The sequence below is a fragment of the Pseudomonas sp. S10E 269 genome (genome assembly GCF_002798465.1).
GTDB lineage: Bacteria > Pseudomonadota > Gammaproteobacteria > Pseudomonadales > Pseudomonadaceae > Aquipseudomonas > Aquipseudomonas pergaminensis.
In genome coordinates this window covers 4169484-4189121 of the sequence record NZ_PHIJ01000001.1, presented here as the reverse complement: position 1 = coordinate 4189121, position 19638 = coordinate 4169484, and the positions used below count along the sequence as shown (strand labels likewise).

The window sequence follows — 19638 nt, the reverse complement described above, 5'->3', positions numbered from 1 at the left end:
ATGTGGTGACCAAACTGCCGATCCGCTGGCGTCTGGCCCAAGGGGCATGCGCACGGATTTCCTGTTCTGGAAACGCACCAGCATGAGAGGGATTTAGTGACTGTGATCGTTAACTGATGGATGAAGATCCAAATGTGGGAGCGGGCTTGCTCGCGAAGGCGGTGCGTCAGTCGCCACTCCCATCAACTGGCAGATTGCATTCGCGAGCAAGCCCGCTCCCACATTTGAACCGCGTTCGGCATCAGAGCCCCAGGTATTTTTCGTTCAGCGCATACAAAATCGCGCAGGTCTCCCCGTCCAGAAACCCGCAGTAATCCCGAGGCCGAAAGTGCATCTGAAACGCCCTCGTCCTCTGCTGAAACCCTTGCCGATTTTTCGCAGGCGCATACCCGTAACGCTGGAACGCCCGCTCCACCTCGACCTCTGGCGGCAACCCGAGGCAAAAGCGGCGCTGGTACATTGCCCGCGTCGCCTCATCAAACCAGGCCCCTACCCCCGCCTCATGCAAACCCTGCCACGGCAGCCGAGGCCCCGGATCACTCTTGCGCCCGTACGCCACGTCCGAGTGCCCGAGGATGTCGGTCGGCCCGATCTGCGGATAACGCCCCAGAACGTCGCGGACCAGCGCAATCAACACCTCGATTTGTTCCTCCCCGTAGGCAGGAAACGTGAACACGCCGCCGTCATCCCGCGCCAGGTTGACGATCTCGATGCCAATCGAGCGGCTATTAAGGTTGTCACGCCCCGCCCAATGGCTCACCCCGGCATGCCAGGCGCGTTTTTCCTCCTCCACCAACCGGAAGACCCGCAGTTCTTCATAGCCCGCAGCGCGGTAGCTGGGGTCCTCTGGATCGGGCAGCAGGTAGTGCGCACTGACCCCGTCCTGGGTCAGGGTGCGCAGGGATGAGCCAAAAGGCGCCGCGGTGTAATGCAGGATCAACTGCCGCACCGGCTCGCCGTTGCGTTCGTTGAAGCCTTTGGCAGGGAAACTTGTATCAATGACCAACATAAGAACCGTCCTTTTCAATACAGGCCGAGTCGTTCAGCCCGTTCAAGCGCAAAAAAATTACCGCCATCCTGAAGACTTGATCCTCAGGAGGGCGGTAACTATTTGGCACGTGAGAGAAAAGGGATCAGCGTCGCAGCGGCATGCCCAGGTCGACGCGCAGGCCGTCCGGTTGGCTGTCGAACTTCAACGAGCAGGCGCAACGCTGCACGATCGCTTGCACGATCGCCAGGCCCAGGCCGCAGCCTTCGCTGTTGCCATTGCGCCAGAAGCGTTGGGTCAGGTACTGCAGGTCCTCGGGGGAGATCTGCTTGCCGTGGTCGCGCACGCGAAACACCACCGTGTCGGCGCCGGTGATTACGCTGAGTTCCACCCGGGTGTCCGCCGGCGTGTGGCGCAAGGCGTTGTCCAGCAGGTTGCGCAAGGCCGCAACCGCCAGGCCCACCGGCATTTCCACCGGGGTGGCCGAGAGGTTGGCCGGCAGGATCAGGTCGATGCGCGCGTTGTCACCGGCATTGGCATCCTGGATCGCCAGCCTTGCCACATCCTCGCCACTGGAGTGCATGCCATCGTCAAACGACAGGTTGCCCTCCACTCGCGCCAGCAACAGCAATTGTTCCAGGGTCCGGTGCAGGCGGTCGGCGCCCTCCTCGGCATGGGCCAGGGACTGGTCGCGGGCCGCGCCCTCGGTCATGCGGGCTACTTGCAGGTGGGTCTTGATGGCTGTCAGCGGGCTGCGCAGTTCATGGGCGGCGTCGCCGGTAAGGCGGCGTTCGCGCTCGATGGTCTTGGCGATGCGTTGCAGCAGTTGGTTCTGGGTGTCGAGCAGCGGCTTGAGCTCGCTGGGCAACGGATGGATCTGCAGCGGTTCGAGAGAGTCGGCACTGCGGCGCATCAAGGCGTCGCGCATGCGATTGAGCGGCAGCAGGCTCTGGCCGATACCCAGCCACAGCAGGCACAGGCAGCCGAGCATCGCCACGCCCACCGGCACCGATGCCGCCAGCAGGATCGACAGGTTCAGCGCTTCACGCTCCACCTGGCGGTCGGCGGTGGTGATTAAAAGGTCGCCACGGGACAGGGTGAAACTGCGCCAACCCACGCCATCGATGACTTGGTCACGAAACCCGCTCATGCGCGATTCCAGCCCCTCGTCCGGCGTGGTGTGGCTGCGTGCCAGGATTTCCCCGCGCAGGGAGCTGACCTGGCAGGCCATGCCACCCGGCACCTGCAACTGTTCGGCGCTGAAATGCGCGCCGCCACTCACACTGGCAAGGCCCGGCATCTGCTCGGTCAGCCCCGCCACCATGCGCGCCGACGCCACCAGGCGCTGGTCGAGGGAGAACATCATCTGGTTGCGCAGGTCGTTGAGCATCCAGGCGGCCGCCAGGGCCCAGATCAACACAAAAGCGGCGCCCAGCTTGAACGTCAGGCGCAGGCGCAGGCTTTTCACGATGCGTCCTCGCCCCCGTCAGCCGGGCCCAGGCGGTAGCCGAGGCCGCGCACGGTCTCGACGATGCCGTTACCCAATTTGCGCCGCAGGTGGTGGATATGCACGTTGAGGGCGTTGCTCTCCAACTCGTCGTTGAAGCCGTAGACGCTGTCCTTGAGCTGCTCGCTGGACAACACACGCCCCTTGTTGTGCAGCAAGGCTTGCAGCAGCGCCTGCTCGCGGCGCGAGAGGTCCACCGGCTGGCCGCCCAGGAAGGTTTCGCGGCTGCTGGGGTCGTAGGCCAGCCGACCATGCTCGATCAGGTTGACGCTGCGGCCCGCCACCCGTCGCAACAGGGTTTGCAGGCGCGCGGCGAGTTCGCGCAGGTCGAAGGGTTTGAGCAGGTAGTCGTCGGCGCCGGCTTGCAGGCCGTCGACGCGGTTGGTCACCGAGTCTCGCGCGGTGAGGATCAGCACCGGGATTTCCAGGCCCTGGCTGCGCTGTTGCTGCAATAGCTTGAGGCCGTCTTCATCCGGCAGGCCGAGGTCGAGCACCATGATGTCGAAGGTCGCCGCCTTGAGCATCGCGCGTGCGGCGCCCGCCGTGGCCACGCGCTCGACGGTAAAACCCTGGGCGGTGAGGCCGGCCACGATGCCGCTGGCGATGAGTTCGTCGTCTTCGCAGACCAATACGTGCATGCTGAACCCTTCATAAAAGATCGGGAGATTAAAAGTGCCGTGGATTAAGCGCCGATTATGCCGTGAAAAGACGCCCACTAAGACTCTAGAATAGCCTCGGTTAATCATCGGTTAATCAACGCCACACATTGTGTGCCTCACTTGCATCGAACTAAGGCTTGACCATGCGGCATCTGTTTACCTTACTGCTGGTGTTGTTCGCGGGATTGGCCCAGGCCGCGCCGGGCAACCCGTTTGAGACCAAACCTGATTTCCTTCCGGTGGGCAAAGCCTTCACCTTTACCTCCGAACGTCTTGAAAGTGGCGAGACGCAGCTGTATTGGCAGATTGCCGACGGTTATTACCTGTACAAGCAGCGCATGAAATTCGATGGCCTGGCCGAAAAGCCCGTGCTGCCGCAAGGCGAGGCCCACAGCGATGAGTTCTTCGGCGACCAGGAGGTGTATCGCCAGGGCCTGGAAGTGAAGATTCCGGCCGGCGCCACCGGCCAAATCAAGCTGGGCTGGCAGGGCTGCGCCGACGCGGGCCTGTGCTACCCGCCGCAATCGATCACCGTGGACCTGGGTGGCAACCCGGCCGTGGCCGCCACCGCCGAAGCTCAGGACCAGAGCCTGGCCAGTGGTTTGCAGCAGCGCAGCCTGGGCTGGAGCCTGTTGCTGTTCTTCGGCCTGGGCCTGTTGTTGGCGTTTGCGCCGTGCTCGTTGCCGATGCTGCCGATTCTCGCCGGCCTGGTGGTGGGCAGTGGCGCCAGCCCGCGTCGCGGCTTTGCCCTGGCCAGCAGCTACGTGGTGTGCATGGCGTTGGTGTATGCCGCGTTGGGTGTATTGGCTGCCCTGCTCGGCAGCAACCTCGCCGCGCTGCTGCAGACGCCCTGGATCCTCGGCAGTTTCGCCGCGTTGTTCGTGATCCTCGCCCTGCCGATGTTCGGCTTCTTTGAGCTGCAACTGCCGGCGTTCCTGCGCGACCGCCTGGACAACGTCAGCCGTCAGCAAAGCGGCGGCAGCCTGGTAGGCGCCGGGGTGCTCGGTGCACTGTCCGGCCTGCTGGTAGGCCCCTGCATGACCGCGCCACTGGCGGGCGTGCTGCTGTATATCGCGCAAAGCGGCAACGCGCTGCACGGTGGCTTGATCCTGTTCTGCATGGGCATCGGCATGGGTATTCCACTGTTGCTGCTGGTGACCGTGGGCAACCGCTTCCTGCCCAAGCCGGGCACCTGGATGAACGTACTCAAGGGCATCTTCGGCTTCCTGTTCCTCGGCACCGCCGTGTGGATGATTCGTCCGGTGGTCGGCGAAAACCTGTGGGTCGGCCTGTGGGGCGCACTCGCGCTGGTGATGGCCTACTGCGGCTGGACCCTGGCCCGCGAATACGGCCTCGCCGCCAAAGTGTTCGGCGCCGGCTCCCTGGTGTTGGGCCTGTGGGGCGCCGTGCTGGTGGTGGGCGCAGCGGGTGGCAGCGATGACCTGTGGCAACCGCTGAAGGTCTACAGTGGCTCACGGGCCGCCGCCGCCCCCACCGCCCACGACGCCTTCATGACCATCAGCGACCCCGCCGTGCTGCAAAGCCAGCTCGACAGTGCCAAGGCCCAGGGCCAATGGGTGCTGGTGGACTATTACGCCGACTGGTGCGTGTCGTGCAAGATCATGGAAAAACAGGTGTTCGGCAAACCTGAAGTACTCGACGCCTTGAAAGACGTGCGCCTGCTGCGCCTGGACGTCACCGCCGACAATGCCGCCAGCCGCGAGCTGCTCGGCCGCTATAAAGTCCCCGGCCCACCCAGCTTCGTGTGGATCGGCCCGGACGGTGAAGAACGCCGTGCCCAGCGCATCACCGGCGAAGTGGATGCCGCCGCCTTCCTGCAACGCTGGACGCAAGCCCGGGACGCCCTCTGATGCTGACGCTGACCATTGGCACCTTCGCCATCGCCCTGAATCACATCCTGCTGATCAGCGCGCTGATCCTCGCCACCCTGGTGGGCTGGCGCGTGGCCAAGCGTGGCGGTGAAAACCCGGAGTCGGTGCTGTTCAGCCTGTTCCTGCTGGGTATGCTGGTGGCCCGCGTCAGCTTTGTGCTGATGTACTGGAGTGACTACCGCAACGACTGGCTGCAAATGGTCGACCTGCGTGACGGCGGCTTCCTCGCCTGGCCCGGCGTGATCGCACTGGTGCTCGGCGCACTCGCCTACGGCTGGCGTCGCCCGGCCCTGCGCAAGCCGCTGAGTGCCGGGGTCATCACCGGCCTGGTGTTCTGGGGCATGGCCAGCCTGTCCCTGAGCCTGTATGACAAAGGCTCGCAACTGCCGGACATCACCCTGCGCAATGCCAATGGCGACGTGGTGCAACTGGCCGACTACAAAGGCGGCCCGCTGGTGATCAACCTCTGGGCCACCTGGTGCCCGCCCTGCCGGCGTGAAATGCCGGTGCTGGAACGCGCCCAACATCAACGCCCGGACGTGACCTTCCTGTTCGTCAACCAGGCCGAAAGCATGCAAAGCGTCAGCACCTTTCTCGCCACCCAGGGCCTGACCCTCGACAACGTGCTGTTCGACGCCAGCGGCCGGCTCGGCCAGGCCGTGGGCTCGATGGCCTTGCCTACCACCCTGTTCTATCGCGCCGACGGGCGCCTGATCAACAGCCACCTGGGCGAGTTGTCCCAGGCCAGCCTGGCCCGTGCCATGGAACCCTTCGACTCCGCTCCTGCTGCCACAAGGAAACCGACATGCCCCGCCTCCGCCACCTGCTGACCCTGCTGCCGCTGACGCTTGCCGCCACCCTGGCCCAGGCCGAAGACTGGCCGGCGCCGATCAAACAGATCGAAGCCAAGGGTGCCAAGATCCTCGGCAAATTCGACGCTCCCAGCGGCCTCACCGGCTACGCCGCCCAGTACCAGAACCGTGGCATGGCGCTGTACCTGACCGCCGACGGCAAGAACGTGATCGCCGGCAACCTGTACGACGCCCAGGGCAACGACCTGAGCAGCGCGCCCCTGGAAAAACTGGTGTACGCGCCGATGGCCAAGGAAGTCTGGGCCAAAATGGAGAAAAGCAGCTGGATCCAGGACGGCGACAAAAACGCGCCGCGCATCGTCTACCTGTTCAGCGACCCCAATTGCCCGTACTGCAACATGTTCTGGGAACAGGCCCGCCCCTGGGTGAAGGCCGGCAAGGTGCAGCTACGCCACATCATGGTGGGCATTATCCGCGAAGACAGCCCAGGCAAATCCGCCGCGCTGTTTGCCGCCAAAGACCCGCAAAAGGCCTTGGAAGAACACGAAGCCGCCGGCAAGGGCAGCAAGCTGCAGGCCCTGGCCAAGATCCCGGCCGATATCGAGGCCAAGCTTGATAACAACATGAAGTTGATGGACGAGCTGGAATTGTCGGCAACGCCGGCGATTTTCTATCTGGATGACAAGGGTGGCTTGCAGCAGCAGCAAGGGGCGCCGTCGCCGGAAAAGCTGGTCAAGATTCTTGGGCCGAAGTAAGCGGCGCCCGGTCTGACACCATCGCCGGCAGGCCGGCCCCTACAGTTGGAGTGCGTTTCACCTGTAGGAGCCGGCTTGCCGGCGATGAGGCCCTGACAGACAACGAAGCTTAAAGCCCCTCCAACTCCGCCATCAAATCACTCAACCGGTCCACCTTCTCGGCGCTGATCTCATTCGCCGCCAACCCATCGATGTACTCGGCCAACTCCGCCACCGTGCTGCACTCGAACATCGCCCGCAGCGGTACGTCACGTTGCAGGGTTTTCTGCACCCGCGAGGCAATCTGCGTGGCCAGCAGCGAATGCCCGCCCAGTTCGAAGAAGTTGTCCTCTACCCCTACCCTGTCGACTTTCAGCACCTCGGCCCAGATGGCGGCCAAGGTGGTTTCCAGTTCGTTGCGCGGCGCCAGGTAGTCCTGGCTGTGCAACTGGCCGATCTCCAGGGTCGGCAAGGCTTTGCGGTCGAGTTTGCCGTTGGCGTTCAGTGGCAGGCGGTCAAGCCATAGCCAGTGCAGCGGCACCATGTATTCCGGCAGTTCGGCCCGCAGGCGCTGCTTGATGCGGTCCAGGCGCTCGCCGGGCTTCAGCGCTGCATCAGCCGCCACCAGGTAGCCGACCAAGTGCTTGCCATTGACGCCTTCCTGCACGCCCACCGCCGCATCGCGTACTTCCGGTTGTTCGTGCAGGCGCGCTTCGATTTCACCCAGTTCGATGCGGTAGCCGCGAATCTTCACTTGATGGTCGATGCGCCCGACGTACTCCAGCACGCCGTCACTGCGACGGCGCGCTAGGTCGCCGGTGCGGTAAAGCCGTTCGCCCGCGGCACCGAAGGGGTTCGGTACAAACACTGGCGCGGTGCGCAGTGGGTCGCTGACGTAACCGCGACCGACGCCCGTACCGGCGACACACAACTCGCCAACTGCGCCTTGGGGCACCAGCTCCAGCGCCCCATCGAGCAGGTACAAACGGTTGTTGTCGGTCGGTGTGCCAATCGGCAAGTAAGTGCCACGGGTCGACGCCAGGTCGACGCGGTAGAACGCCACATCGTCCGAGCATTCCGCCGGGCCATATGCGTTCACCAGGCCAATCTGGGGGTAGCGCAACAGCCATTGGTGCGCCAGCTCCGGCGGCATGGCTTCACCAGTCGGCAGCATCCAGCGCAGACCGTCCAGGCCAATACGCTCCTGGGCCAGCATGCCCTGGATCAGCGACGGCACGCTTTCCAGCACGGTAATCCCTTGGGCCTGAACGTGCTCCAGCAAACCTTGGGGATCATGGGCGAGGGTATTCGGCACGATGTCCACCCGCGCGCCAAACAGCGGCGCGGCGAGGAATTGCCACACGGAAATATCGAAGCTCTGCGAAGCGGTCTGTGCGATCACATCTGCGTCACTCAAGGCCAGGTACGGCACCTTGCTCAACTGGTTATTGAGCATGCCGCGCTGTTCCACCATCACGCCCTTGGGCAGGCCAGTGGAACCCGAGGTATAGATCACATAGGCGAGGTTGTCCGGACCGCTGTAGATGCCGGGATTTTCGCCGCGTGCAGGCACTTCTTCCCACACCAGCAACTGGCAGTCGAAGCCTTCCAGCAACTCGATGGCCTGATCGCGACATGCCTCAGTGCACACCAGCAGCGGTGTGCGGCTCAGGTCGATGATGCTGCGCAGTCGCTGGCTCGGCAGGCCTGGGTCGAGCGGTAGGTAGCCGGCACCAGCCTTGAAGCTGCCGATGATCATGCCCAGCAGGTCGAGGTTGCGTTCGGCCAGCAACGCCACGGGTTGATCCAGACCGACGCCCGCACTGATCAGCGCGTGGCCCAGGCCGTTACTGCGGCGATTGAGTTCGTCATACGTCCATTGCTGATCAAGGCAACTGGCGGCAACCCGCTGAGGATGCGCGGATACCTGGGCCTCGAACAGTTCGACATAGCTACGCTCCAGCGGGTAGTCGTGCTCGCTCTGGTTACAGCCTTCCACCAGGAACCCGCGCTCTTGCTCACCGATCAGCGGCAGGTCGGCCATGTCGCCATGGAAGCCCTGCACCAGCGCCAGCAGCAGGCGCTTGAACTCGCCGAGCATGCCTTGCACGGTGGTCTCGTCGAAGTAGCGCTGGTCGTAGGACAGGTGCAAACCAAGGTCATCACCCGGGTAACACACGGCGGTCAGCGGGAAGTTGGTGTGGGTGCGGCCGGAGTCCGAGGTGGCATTCAGGCTTTGCGCACGGTCCAGCACCGAGACTTCCACCGGGGCATTTTCGAACACGAACAGGCTGTCGAACAGTGGCTGGCCCTTGGGCAATTCGCTGTGCTCCTGGATCGTCACCAGCGGCAGGTATTCGTACTCGCGCAGTTGCATATTGCTGTCGAGCAAGCCGCTCAACCACTGACGTACGCTGCAACGCTGATCGTCCTCGGGCAGTTTTACCCGCAGCGCGATGCTGTTGATGAACAGGCCGACGGTGCGTTGCATCTCCGGCATTGCCACCGGGCGCCCGGCCACGGTGACACCGAACAACACGTCACGGTCGCCGCTCAAGCGCCGCAGCACTAAGGCCCACGCCGCCTGGGCGAAGGTGTTGACGGTCAGTTGATGAGCCTGGGCCAACTCACGCAATTGCGCACCGTCGCGGGCATCGAGGCGGGTGTAGCAATCGCCCACCACCATGCCGCCGCTGTGGCCCGCGTGTTCACGCAGGAACGGCCGGTCACTCGGGATCGGCGTGGTGCGTTCGAACCCTTGCAGGTTCTGCTGCCACCATTGGCGTGCCTCGTTGAGGTTCTGGCGTTGCAGCCAGGCAATGTAGTCGCGATAACGCGGCGGCGTGGCCAACTGCGCCTCGCGGCCTTCGCTTAGGGCCATGTAGATCTCGAAGAAGTCATTCATCAGCAACGAACGGCACCAGGCATCGATAAGGATGTGGTGGTTGCTCATCATGAACCAGTAGCGTTCAGCGCCGACGCGGATCAGGCGCAGGTGGAACGGCGCCTGGTTGAGCAGATCGAAACCGGCTTCGCGCTCTTGCTTGAGCAGCGCTTGCAGACGCGGTTCCTGTTCGCTTTCCGGGTCCTCGCTCCAGTCCAGGTATTCAATCGGCGTGCTGCCCGGTGTGTGGATCACTTGCAGCATGTCTTCGCCGACGTTCCAGCAGAACGAGGCGCGCAAGGCTTCGTGACGGGCGATCACCGCCTGCCAGGCCTGGGCGAAGCGCTCGGGGTCCAGAGCGCTGTTGATACGGTAGCGGTCCTGCATGTAATACAGGCCGGTGCCCGGTTCCAGCAGGGTATGCAGCAACAGGCCTTCCTGCATCGGTGTCAGCGGGTAGACGTCTTCGATGACGTTGGCCGGTACCGGCAGGCTGTCGAGTTGCGACTGGCTCAGGTGGGCCAGCGGGAAGTCGGACGGTGTAAGACCACCGGCATCGTCCTGCAGGCAGTGCTGGGTCAGGCTTTGCAGTTCGGCCAGGTACGCCTCGGCCAATTCGCGCACGCTGTGCTGATCGAAGCGCTCACGGCTGAAGGTCCAGCGCAGCACCAGCTCACCGCCGTACACCTGGCTGTCGACGCTCAACTCGTTGGGCAGCGGCGCATCCGGGTCATTGGCCAGGCCTGTGGACTCGTCCAGCGGGTGGAACAGCGCATCGGCGCCAAAGCTCTGGTCGAACTGGCCCAGGTAGTTGAAGGTGATCTGCGCGCTCGGCAGTGCGCCCATGCGCTGTTTGCACAGGTCGTCGGCCAGGTAGCGCAGCACGCCATAGCCCAGGCCCTTATGCGGCACGCCGCGCAGTTGCTCCTTGATCGCCTTGATCGAGTCGCCCTGGGACGCTTGCGGGGTCAGGCGCAGCGGATAGGCACTGGTGAACCAGCCGACACTGCGGGTCAGGTCGATGTCATCGAACAGGGTTTCGCGGCCGTGGCCTTCCAGTTGGATCAGCGCCGACGCGTGGCCGCTCCAGCGGCACAGCACACGGGCCAAGGCGGTCAGCAGCAGGTCGTTGACCTGGGTGCGGTAGGCGCTCGGGGCCTGTTGCAATAACTGGCGGGTGTGCTCGGCATCCAGGCGCACGCTGACAGTGTCGGCATCGCGGTTACGCAGCGAGCCTTGCGGACGGGGCACCGGCAATACGGTTTCCGGCCCAGCCAATTGGTCTTGCCAGACGCTCAACTCTTCACGCAGGGATTCGCTGCCGGCATAGGCCTGCAAACGCGCGGCCCAGTCACGCAAGGCGCTGGTCTTGGCCGGCAGGCTGACGGACTGACCGTCGCTGAGTTGACGGTAGACGTTCTGCAGGTCTTCCAACAACACGCGCCACGACACGCCGTCCACCACCAGATGATGGATCGCGATCAGCAGGCGTTGCTGCCCCTCGGGCCCGTCCACCAGCAAGGCGCGCAGCAGCGGGCCGTGTTCCAGGTCGAGGCTGCGTTGGGTGTCGGTGAACAGCGCGGTGCAGTGCGCCATATCGCGCACTTGCGCCTGCATCAACACGCCGCCTCGCGGCACGGCCAAATGCTCGGCGTGCCATTGCGCGTCGCGCTGGCAGAAGCTCAGGCGCAGGGCGTCGTGATGTTCCAACACTGCCAGCAGCGCTTGCTCCAGGCGATGGGGATCGAGCAGTTGCAGCGGCTTGAGGACCAGCGCCTGGTTCCAGTGCTGACGCTGTGGAATCTCGGTGTCGAAGAACCAGTGCTGGATCGGCGTGAGCCCCGAAGGCCCGGTCAGTACGCCCTGATCGGCCGTGACCTGCTCGGAGCGGGTGGCGACGGCGGCCAGGGTCTGCACGGTCTGGTGCTGGAACAGGTCGCGAGGGCTGAAATGAATCCCGGCCTGCCGCGCACGGCTGACCACCTGGATCGACAGGATCGAGTCGCCACCCAGCTCAAAGAAGTTATCGTCCAGGCCGACTTGTTGCACGTTCAGTACCGCACACCAGATCGCAGCCAGGGTGCTTTCAAGTTCATTGCGTGGCGCCACATATGTTTGGCGGTTTGCCTCAGGATCTGGTTGCGGCAGGGCACGGCGATCAAGCTTGCCGTTGGCGGTCAGCGGCATGCTGTCCAGCACGATCAAGTGCGCGGGCACCATGTAGTCCGGCAGTTGCGCCTTGAGATGGGCCTTCAGCGCGTCACGCAGCGCGCCGTGCTCGGCATCGCTGACCAGATACGCCACCAGCTGCTTGCCGCTCGGCGAATCCAGCGCCAGCACCACCGCTTCGCGCACGGCATCGTGCTCCAGCAGGCGGGTTTCGATCTCGCCCAGTTCGATGCGGAAACCGCGAACCTTCACTTGATGGTCGATACGCCCCAAGTACTCCACCAGGCCATCGGCGCGTTGGCGCACCAGGTCCCCGGTGCGGTACAGGCGCCCACCGTTGCGCGCAAACGGGTCCGCGACAAAACGCTCGGCGGTCATGCCCGGACGCTGGTGATACCCCTGGGCCAGGCCGGCGCCGCCGACGTACAACTCGCCGGTCGCGCCTTGCGGCACCAGGGCCAGGTCGGCGTCGAGAATGTAAGCCACGCGGTCACCGATGATGCTGCCGATCGGCACGCTGGCGGCGCCCTCCTCCAACTGCTCCGGTGCAAGGCTGGCCAGCGGCATCACCACGGTTTCAGTCGGGCCATAGGCGTTGAAGAACACCTGTGGCTTGAACGCGGCACGGATGCGCTGCAAGTGTTCGCCGGTCAGGGCTTCGCCGCCGGTGATGCACATACGCACCGGCAAGGTCTGCTGCTGAGTGGCCAACCACTGCGCCAACTGGCTGCCGTAGCTCGGGGTGAAGCCCAGGATGTTGATGCCATGGGTGCGGATCAATCCGCAGATTTCCTCGGCATCCCACTGGCCCTGGGCGCGCAGTACCACCTGCGCGCCACTGAGCAGCGGCACCAGCAAACGCTCGGTGGCGGCGTCGAAGTTGATCGAATAGAAGTGCAATTCGCAGTCATCCGGGCGCATGCCAAACCGCTCGATCACCGCTGTGCAATGCATGGCGATTTCACCGTGGGACACCACCACGCCTTTCGGCTTGCCGGTGGAGCCGGAGGTGTAGATCAAGTACGCCTGGTGTTGCGCCAGGCTGATAAACGGCAGCGCATCGGCCGGGTAGTTGGCGAGCACCGGCAAGTCATCTTCCAGGCACCAGCAGGCCACGCTCGCCGGCAATTCGCCGAGCGCTGCGAACATCGCCGCATCGCTGAGCAACAGGCCGATGCCGCTGTCTTCGATCATGTAGTGCAAGCGGTCCAGCGGGTATTCAGGGTCCAGCGGCACGTAGGCGCCGCCCGCCTTGAGGATCGCCAGCAGGCCGATGACCATTTCCAGCGAGCGCGGCAGTGCCAGGCCCACCCGCACCTGCGGGCCGACGCCGCGCTCACGCAGCATCCAGGCCAGGCGGTTGGCGCGGGCCTCCAGCTCGCGGTAGCTCAGCGTTTCACCGGCGAAGGTCAGCGCCGGTGCATCGCCACGGGCTGCCGCTTGCTGGCTGAACAGTGGATGGATGCACTGGTCAAGGCGGTGTTCGCCCGCCTCGATGCCCAGGCTGTCCTGCACGGCCCGCTGCTCGGCGACGCTCAGCAAGGGCAGCTCGCTGAGGCGCTGTTGCGGGTTGGCGATCAAGGCTTCCAGCAGGTTGCGCCAATGTTCGGCCATGCGCGCAATACGCGGCTCGTCGAACAGGTCGGTGCTGTAGGTCAGGCAGCAACCCAGCCGATGGTCGAGGTCGGTGACTTCCAGGTTGAGGTCGAACTTGGTCGCACGCGCATCGTTGGCCAGGTATTCGACGGTCATGCCGGCCAGTTGGCGGCTTTGCTGGAATTCCCAGCGCTGCACGTTGCACATCACCTGGAACAGCGGGTTGTACGCCGCACTGCGCGGTGGCTGCAGGGCTTCCACCAAGTGATCGAACGGCAGGTCCTGATGGGACTGGCCTTCGATCACGGTGTGGCGCACCTGCTCGAACAATTCAGCGACGTTCATCTGCCCAGTGAGCTGGCAACGCAGCACCTGGGTGTTGAGGAAGGCGCCGATCAGCCCTTCGCTTTCCGGGCGAATACGGTTGGCCACGGGCGCACCGATGCGCAGGTCGGTCTGGCCGCTGTAGCGGTAGAGCAACACAGCCAGGGTGGCGGTCATGGTCATGAACAGAGTCAGGCCGCGCTCGGCATTGAAGGCTCGCACGCGGGCCGCCAGGTCATCGCTCAGGTCGAAGCGGTAGAGTTCGCCCTGGTGGCTTTGCACCGGTGGCCGTGGACGGTCGCCGGGCAGCTCCAGCAAGGGGTGTTCGCTGCCCAATTGCGCAGTCCAGTAGTCCAGTTGACGCTGACGTTCGCCAGCCTCCAGCCATTGGCGCTGCCACACGCTGTAGTCGAGGTATTGCACTGGCAGCGGTGCCAGTGGCGATTCACGCTCATCGATAAAGGCTTCGTACAGCGCACTGAGTTCACGGGCAAAGATGTCCATGGCCCAGCCTTCGGTGACGATGTGGTGCAGGGTCAGCACCAAGTAGTGTTCGCGCTCGCCGGCCTTGACCAGGCAGGCTCGCAGCAACGGCCCGGTCTCCAGGTTGAACGGTGTATGGGCCTCGTGATCTGCCAATTGTTGCAACCGTGGCTGGCGTTCGGCTTCGTCCAGCGCGGAGAAGTCCTGCCAGCCCATGCGCAGGCCGGTCTGCGCCGCGACCTTCTGATAGGCCACGCCGTCGACACTCGGGAAGGTGGTGCGCAGGGTTTCGTGACGCATGATCAAGGCCTGCAACGCCGCCTCGAAACGCCCCACATCCAGTACGCCACGCAAGCGCGCCATGCCGCCGACGTTGTAGGCCGGGCTGTCCGGTTCCATCTGCCACAGGAACCACATGCGCTGCTGGGAATAGGACAGCGGCACCGGCTGGCTGCGGTCGACCTTGGCGATGGCGGTCTGCTGGTTGCGTTGGCCCGACGCCTGGATCAGTGCGACCTGCTCGGCAAATGCCCCCAACTCACTGGCTTCGAACAATGTGCGCAATGGCAGCTCGACGTCACATGCCTGGCGGGTGCGGGAGATGATTTGCGTGGCCAGCAACGAATGGCCACCGAGGGCGAAGAAGTCATCGCGCAGGCCGATTGGCAGGCCCAGCACTTCGCGCCAGATCGCAGCGATCTGCTGTTGCAGCGGGGTTTCGGGCTCGACATGTTCGCGCACGTGCCACACCGGTTCCGGCAACGCCCGGCGGTCCAGCTTGCCGCTGGGGCTCAGGGGCATGCTGTCCAGGCGCATCAGCAGCGCGGGCACCATGTACTCGGGCAGCTCGGCGGCCAGGGCGGTCTTGACCTGTTGTTCGTCCAGCTCGGCAGGGGCGGTGTAGTAGCCAATCATCTGAGCATCACGCACCAGCACCACGGCTTGGGCGATGCCTTCCAGGGCGAGCATGCGCGCTTCGATTTCTTCCGGCTCCACGCGAAAGCCACGCAGCTTGACCTGCTGGTCGAGGCGCCCGAGGTACTCGATCACACCGTCGGCATTCCAACGCGCGCGGTCACCGGTGCGGTAAAGGCGTGCCCCTTGGTGGTCAGCGACAAAACGCTCAGCCGTCAACCCGGCGCGGCCCAGGTAACCCCGTGCCAGGCCAATGCCGCCGATGCACAGTTCACCCGGCACACCCAGTGGCGCCGGGTTGAGCTGCTCGTCCAGCACGCGGCAGATCACATTGCCCAGCGGGCGGCCAATCGGCGAGCGCTCGCCGTCTTCGACACGGCAGTGCCAGTGGGTCACGTTGATCGCGGTTTCGGTCGGGCCATAACGGTTGTGCAGTTGCACCGCAGGCAACTGCGCCAGCACGCGGTTGCGCAGTTCGGCGGGCAAGGCTTCACCGCCGGAGAACAGGCGGCGCAGGCTGGTGCATTCGGCTACCAACGGTTCGTCGATAAACAACTGCAACAGCGGCGGCACAAAGTGCAGCGTGGTCACGCCGTGCTCCTGCACCAACTGCGCAATGCGATGCGGATCGCGATGTTCACCGGGGCCGGCCAGCACCAGGCGGCAACCGCTGATCAGTGGCCAGAAACACTCCCACACCGACACGTCAAAACTGATCGGCGCCTTCTGCATCAACACGTCGGTTTCATTGAGTTGATAAGTGGCCTGCATCCACTGCAAGCGCTCGGCCAGGGCCGCATGGGTGTTGCCCACGCCTTTGGGTTGGCCGGTGGAACCGGAGGTGTAGATCACGTAGGCGAGGTTGTCACCGTGCAGGTGCAAGCCGGGCGGCTGGGTGGGCCAGCTGTCGAGGTGCAGGCTGTCCATCGCAATCACGCACACGCCTTCGGCGCTCGGCACCTGTTCCAGCAATGCGGTCTGGGTCAGCAGCAGGTGGACGCCACTGTCCTTGAGCATGTAGGCCAGGCGCTCGGCGGGGTAATCCGGGTCCAGCGGCACATAGGCGCCACCGGCCTTGATGATTGCCAGCAGGCCGATCAGCAGTTGCGGCGAACGCTCGGCGGCGATGGCCACGCACACGTCCGGGCCGACGCCTTTATCGCGCAAGTAGTGGGCCAGGCGGTTGGCCTGGGTGTGCAGTTGGGCAAAGGTCAGGCTACCACCGTCCCAGACCAGCGCGGTGGCGTCCGAGGTCTGCTGGTTAAGCAGCTCCGGCAGCCACTGCTGGGCTGGCGCGCAGGGTGCTTCGCTGTAAAGCGCCTGTTCGTCCTGCTGCATCAGCGCGATGTCGCCGATGGCTTGCTGGGGGTGCTCGCAGACGGCGTGCAACAGGTTGATGTAGTGCTCGGCCAGGCGCTGGATGGTCGCGGTTTCGAACAGCTCATCGGCGTAGTCGAACGACAGGCTCAAGCGCCCGTTGCGGTCTTCTTCGGTGTGCAGTTGCAAGTCGAACTTGGCTTCGCGGCTGTGCCATGGCAGTTCATCGGCAAGCATGCCCGGCAAGCGGCGCAACGCGCTCAAATCGCGCTGTTGGTGGTTGAACATGACCTGGAACAGGCCCTGTTCGCGGGCCTGCGGGAAGGCTTCCAGCAGTTGTTCGAACGGCAGGTCCTGATGGGCCTGGGCGCCCAGTGCCGTCTGGCGCGTCGCGGCCAACAGCTCACTGAACGCCAGGCGCCCGTCCAGCTCGGCACGCAGCACCAGGGTGTTGATGAAGAAGCCGACCAGGCCTTGGGTTTCCTGGCGCGGACGGTTGGCGTTGGGCACGCCGATGCGAATGTCGCGCTGGCCGCTGTAGCGATGCAGCAGGCTTTGGAAGGCCGCCAGCAACAGCATGAAGGGCGTGGATTCGTTGGCCTGGGCGGTCTGGCGAATCGCTTCGCTGAGGCTCGTGCCAAGCCGCACGGTGTGGCGTGAGGCGGTGTGACGGTGGTGCGCCGAACGCGGGTGGTCGGTGGCCAGGCTCAGGGTTGGATGCTCTTCACCCAGTTGCGCTTTCCAGTACGCCAGTTGGCGCTCGCCTTCGCCCTCGGCCAGCCATTGGCGCTGCCAACTGCCGTAGTCGGCGTATTGCAGGGCCAGGGGCGGCAATTCCAGGGGTTGGCCCTGGACAGCGGCGGCGTAGAGGCGCGAGAACTCGTCGATGAGAATGTTGAGCGACCAGCCGTCGGCGATGATGTGGTGCAGCGTCACCAGCAGTTGGTGATCCTCATCGTCCAGGCGCACCAGCGTCACCCACAGCAGCGGGCCTTTTTCCAGGTCGAACTGGGTGCGGGCTTCGTCCTCGCGGATCTGTTGCGCGCGGGCTTCGCGTTCGGCCGCAGGCAGGTCACTGAGGTCGATGACTTGCAGCTCGAACTCCACCTTGGCATCGATGCGCTGGAAAGCCTGGCCGTCTCTTTCGTAGAAGCGCGTACGCAGCGCTTCGTGGCGCTGGATCAGTTGCTGGAAGCTGGCGCGCACGGCGTCTTCATCCAGCTCGCCGCGCAGGCGCAGGGCACCGGGGATGGTGTAGGCGCTGCTGTGCGGGTCCAGTTGCCAGGTGATCCACAGGCGGTTCTGCGCCAGGGATTGGGGCAGTTCATCCTGGCGTGACAGGCTGTGGATCACGCCTTGGGCGACGCCACCGTCTTGCTGCAACTGCGCAACGTTGGCCGCGAAGCCTTCCAGGGTCGGCGCTTCGAACAGCATGCGCAGGTTCAGTTCCAGGCCGAGGGTTTCGCGCAGGCGTGCGACCACCTGGGTGGCAGTGATGGAGTTGCCGCCGAGCAGGAAGAAATGATCATCGGCGGCAACGCTTGCGATGTTCAGTTGCTCACACCAGATCGCCGCAATCTGGTTGTGCAACTCGGATTCCAGCGCCCCATCGCTCACCTGCGCTTGCAGGTCGGGGAACTGGGCATAGCTGTCGAGGCTGCCGTCCTTGTGACGAAGCGCACAGGCTGCGCGCTGCACTTTGCCGCTGGAGGTCTTCGGCAAGGCGCCGGGGTTGAGCAGCACCACCACGCTGGGCGCCTCTTGGTAAGCCTCGGCCACGGCTTGGCGGATCGCCTTGATCAGCGCTTCGGGCGGCAGGATTTTCTGCACGCTGCGGCTGATTTCGGCGGCAATGCCAATGCCTTCCAGCCCCTTGTCGCTCACCGCAAATGCGGCGACCCGGCCTTTGCGCACCACTTCGACTTCGCGCTCGATGGTCTGCTCGATGTCCTGGGGGTACAGGTTGTGGCCGCGCACAATCAGCAGGTCTTTGAGGCGGCCGGTGATGTACACCTCACCGTCACGGATAAAACCCAGGTCGCCGGTGCGCAGCCAGGTACGGCCAGCATGTTGCACGAAGGTCTTGGCGGTGGCTTCCGGGTTGCGCCAGTAGCCATGGGCGATGCTCGGACCGCTGGCCCAGAGTTCGCCGACGCGGTTATCGGGCAGTTCGGTGAGGGTCTGTGGGTCGGCAATCAGTACGGCATGCTCGGGCTGGCTGGTGCCGCAGCTCATGATCGCACTGCCCTGCCCCGGTTCGGCGCGGTTGGCGGCCAGGGCCTGCTCGTCGACGCGCAACGCGGCAATACCCTGGCCCCGGGTGCCGCCGGCGACAAACAGGGTCGCCTCGGCCAGGCCGTAGGAGGCGAAGAAATTGTTTGGGGTGAAACCACAGGTGGCGAACTTTTCGGCGAAGCGTTCCAGGGTGTCGAGGCGGATCGGTTCCGACCCGGAATAGGCCACGCGCCATCGGCTCAGGTCCAGCCGCTCCAGCGCCGAGTCACTGACCCGTTCACTGCACAGGCGATAGGCGAAATCCGGACCACCGCTGATGGTACCGCCGTATGCGCTGATCGCCTCAAGCCAGCGCAACGGCCGGCCGAGGAAGTAGGCCGGCGACATCAACACGCACGGCACACCACTGAAGATCGGTTGCAGCAGGCCGCCGATCAGGCCCATGTCGTGGTACAGCGGCAGCCAGCTGACGATCACGTCATCCGGGTTGAGGTCGATGCCAAAACCACGGCGGATCAGCACTTCGTTGGCCACCAGGTTGCCGTGGCTGACCTGCACGCCCTTGGGCAGCGCGGTGGAGCCGGAGGTGTATTGCAGGAAAGCGATGTCGTCGGGGTGCAGGTCGGGAGCGATCCAGTTACCAGCGCTCTCCAGGCTATCGACGCTTAACACCGGCGGCGCATTGTCGAGCTGCGACAAGCCGTCGGCGAGGCTGGCGATGGTCAACAGCAGGCGCGGCTCGGCGTCGCTGATGATCGACAGCAGGCGCTCCTGATGGTGACGCCGCGTGGACTCCGGCGGGTAGGCCGGCACCGCAATAACCCCGGCGTACAGGCAACCAAAGAACGCCGCAACGTAATCCGGGCCACTGGGGAACAACAGCACCGCACGGTCACCCAGCTCGGCATTGGCTTGCAGCGCAGCGGCGATGGTGCGGGCGCGCTGGTCCAGGTCGCAGTAGCTGAGTACTACGCTGTGCTCGGCGGACTCGGCGAGGAAGCGCAGGGCGACCTGATCCGGGGTTTGCGCGGCACGACGCTGAAGGGACTGGACCAGGGTGCGGGGAAGTTCGAAGGCGTCCATCATGGGGTTCCTGCCTGAAATCGGCTTACGGGAAATTCGG

At 64.5% G+C, this 19638-nt stretch carries 7 protein-coding genes; 3 read left to right on the top strand and 4 right to left on the bottom strand.

All coding sequences use genetic code 11. The features are described from left to right. Window positions 1–241: 241 nt before the first annotated feature. The 3 genes from CWC48_RS19505 to CWC48_RS19495 form a co-directional block, all read right to left on the bottom strand. The gene (locus tag CWC48_RS19505) at window positions 242–1009 is read right to left on the bottom strand and encodes an N-acetylmuramoyl-L-alanine amidase (protein ID WP_100492420.1); all 768 of its coding nucleotides are present in this window, start codon (window positions 1007–1009) and stop codon (window positions 242–244) included. Window positions 1010–1133: 124 nt separating this feature from the next. Next, window positions 1134–2456, bottom strand: a complete 1323-nt coding sequence (locus CWC48_RS19500; protein ID WP_100492419.1) for an ATP-binding protein — start codon at window positions 2454–2456, stop codon at window positions 1134–1136. Continuing rightward, window positions 2453–3133 (bottom strand): response regulator, encoded by a 681-nt coding sequence (locus CWC48_RS19495; protein ID WP_025858611.1) that lies wholly within the window; start codon window positions 3131–3133, stop codon window positions 2453–2455. Before CWC48_RS19495 ends, CWC48_RS19500 begins: the two co-directional genes overlap by 4 nt. A 164-nt stretch (window positions 3134–3297) precedes the next feature. On the opposite strand from CWC48_RS19495, the gene dsbD reads away from it, so the two are divergent. From dsbD to dsbG, 3 genes are read left to right on the top strand one after another with little or no spacing between them, the layout of a single operon-like run. Beyond that, window positions 3298–5025 carry a protein-disulfide reductase DsbD gene (dsbD, locus tag CWC48_RS19490; RefSeq protein WP_100492418.1) on the top strand — a complete coding sequence of 576 codons (1728 nt, stop codon included), beginning with the start codon at window positions 3298–3300 and terminating at the stop codon, window positions 5023–5025. After that, complete coding sequence (locus tag CWC48_RS19485; RefSeq protein WP_078049581.1) at window positions 5025–5876, top strand: TlpA disulfide reductase family protein; 852 nt, start codon at window positions 5025–5027, stop codon at window positions 5874–5876. The genes dsbD and CWC48_RS19485 overlap by 1 nt, the downstream gene beginning before the upstream one ends. Then, complete coding sequence (dsbG, locus tag CWC48_RS19480) at window positions 5852–6613, top strand: thiol:disulfide interchange protein DsbG (RefSeq protein WP_078049582.1); 762 nt, start codon at window positions 5852–5854, stop codon at window positions 6611–6613. The genes CWC48_RS19485 and dsbG overlap by 25 nt, the downstream gene beginning before the upstream one ends. A 109-nt stretch (window positions 6614–6722) precedes the next feature. Here the strand turns inward: dsbG and CWC48_RS19475 are convergent, their stop codons facing one another. Further along, window positions 6723–19601 carry a non-ribosomal peptide synthetase gene (locus CWC48_RS19475; RefSeq protein WP_100492417.1) on the bottom strand — a complete coding sequence of 4293 codons (12879 nt, stop codon included), beginning with the start codon at window positions 19599–19601 and terminating at the stop codon, window positions 6723–6725. Window positions 19602–19638: the final 37 nt, after the last annotated feature.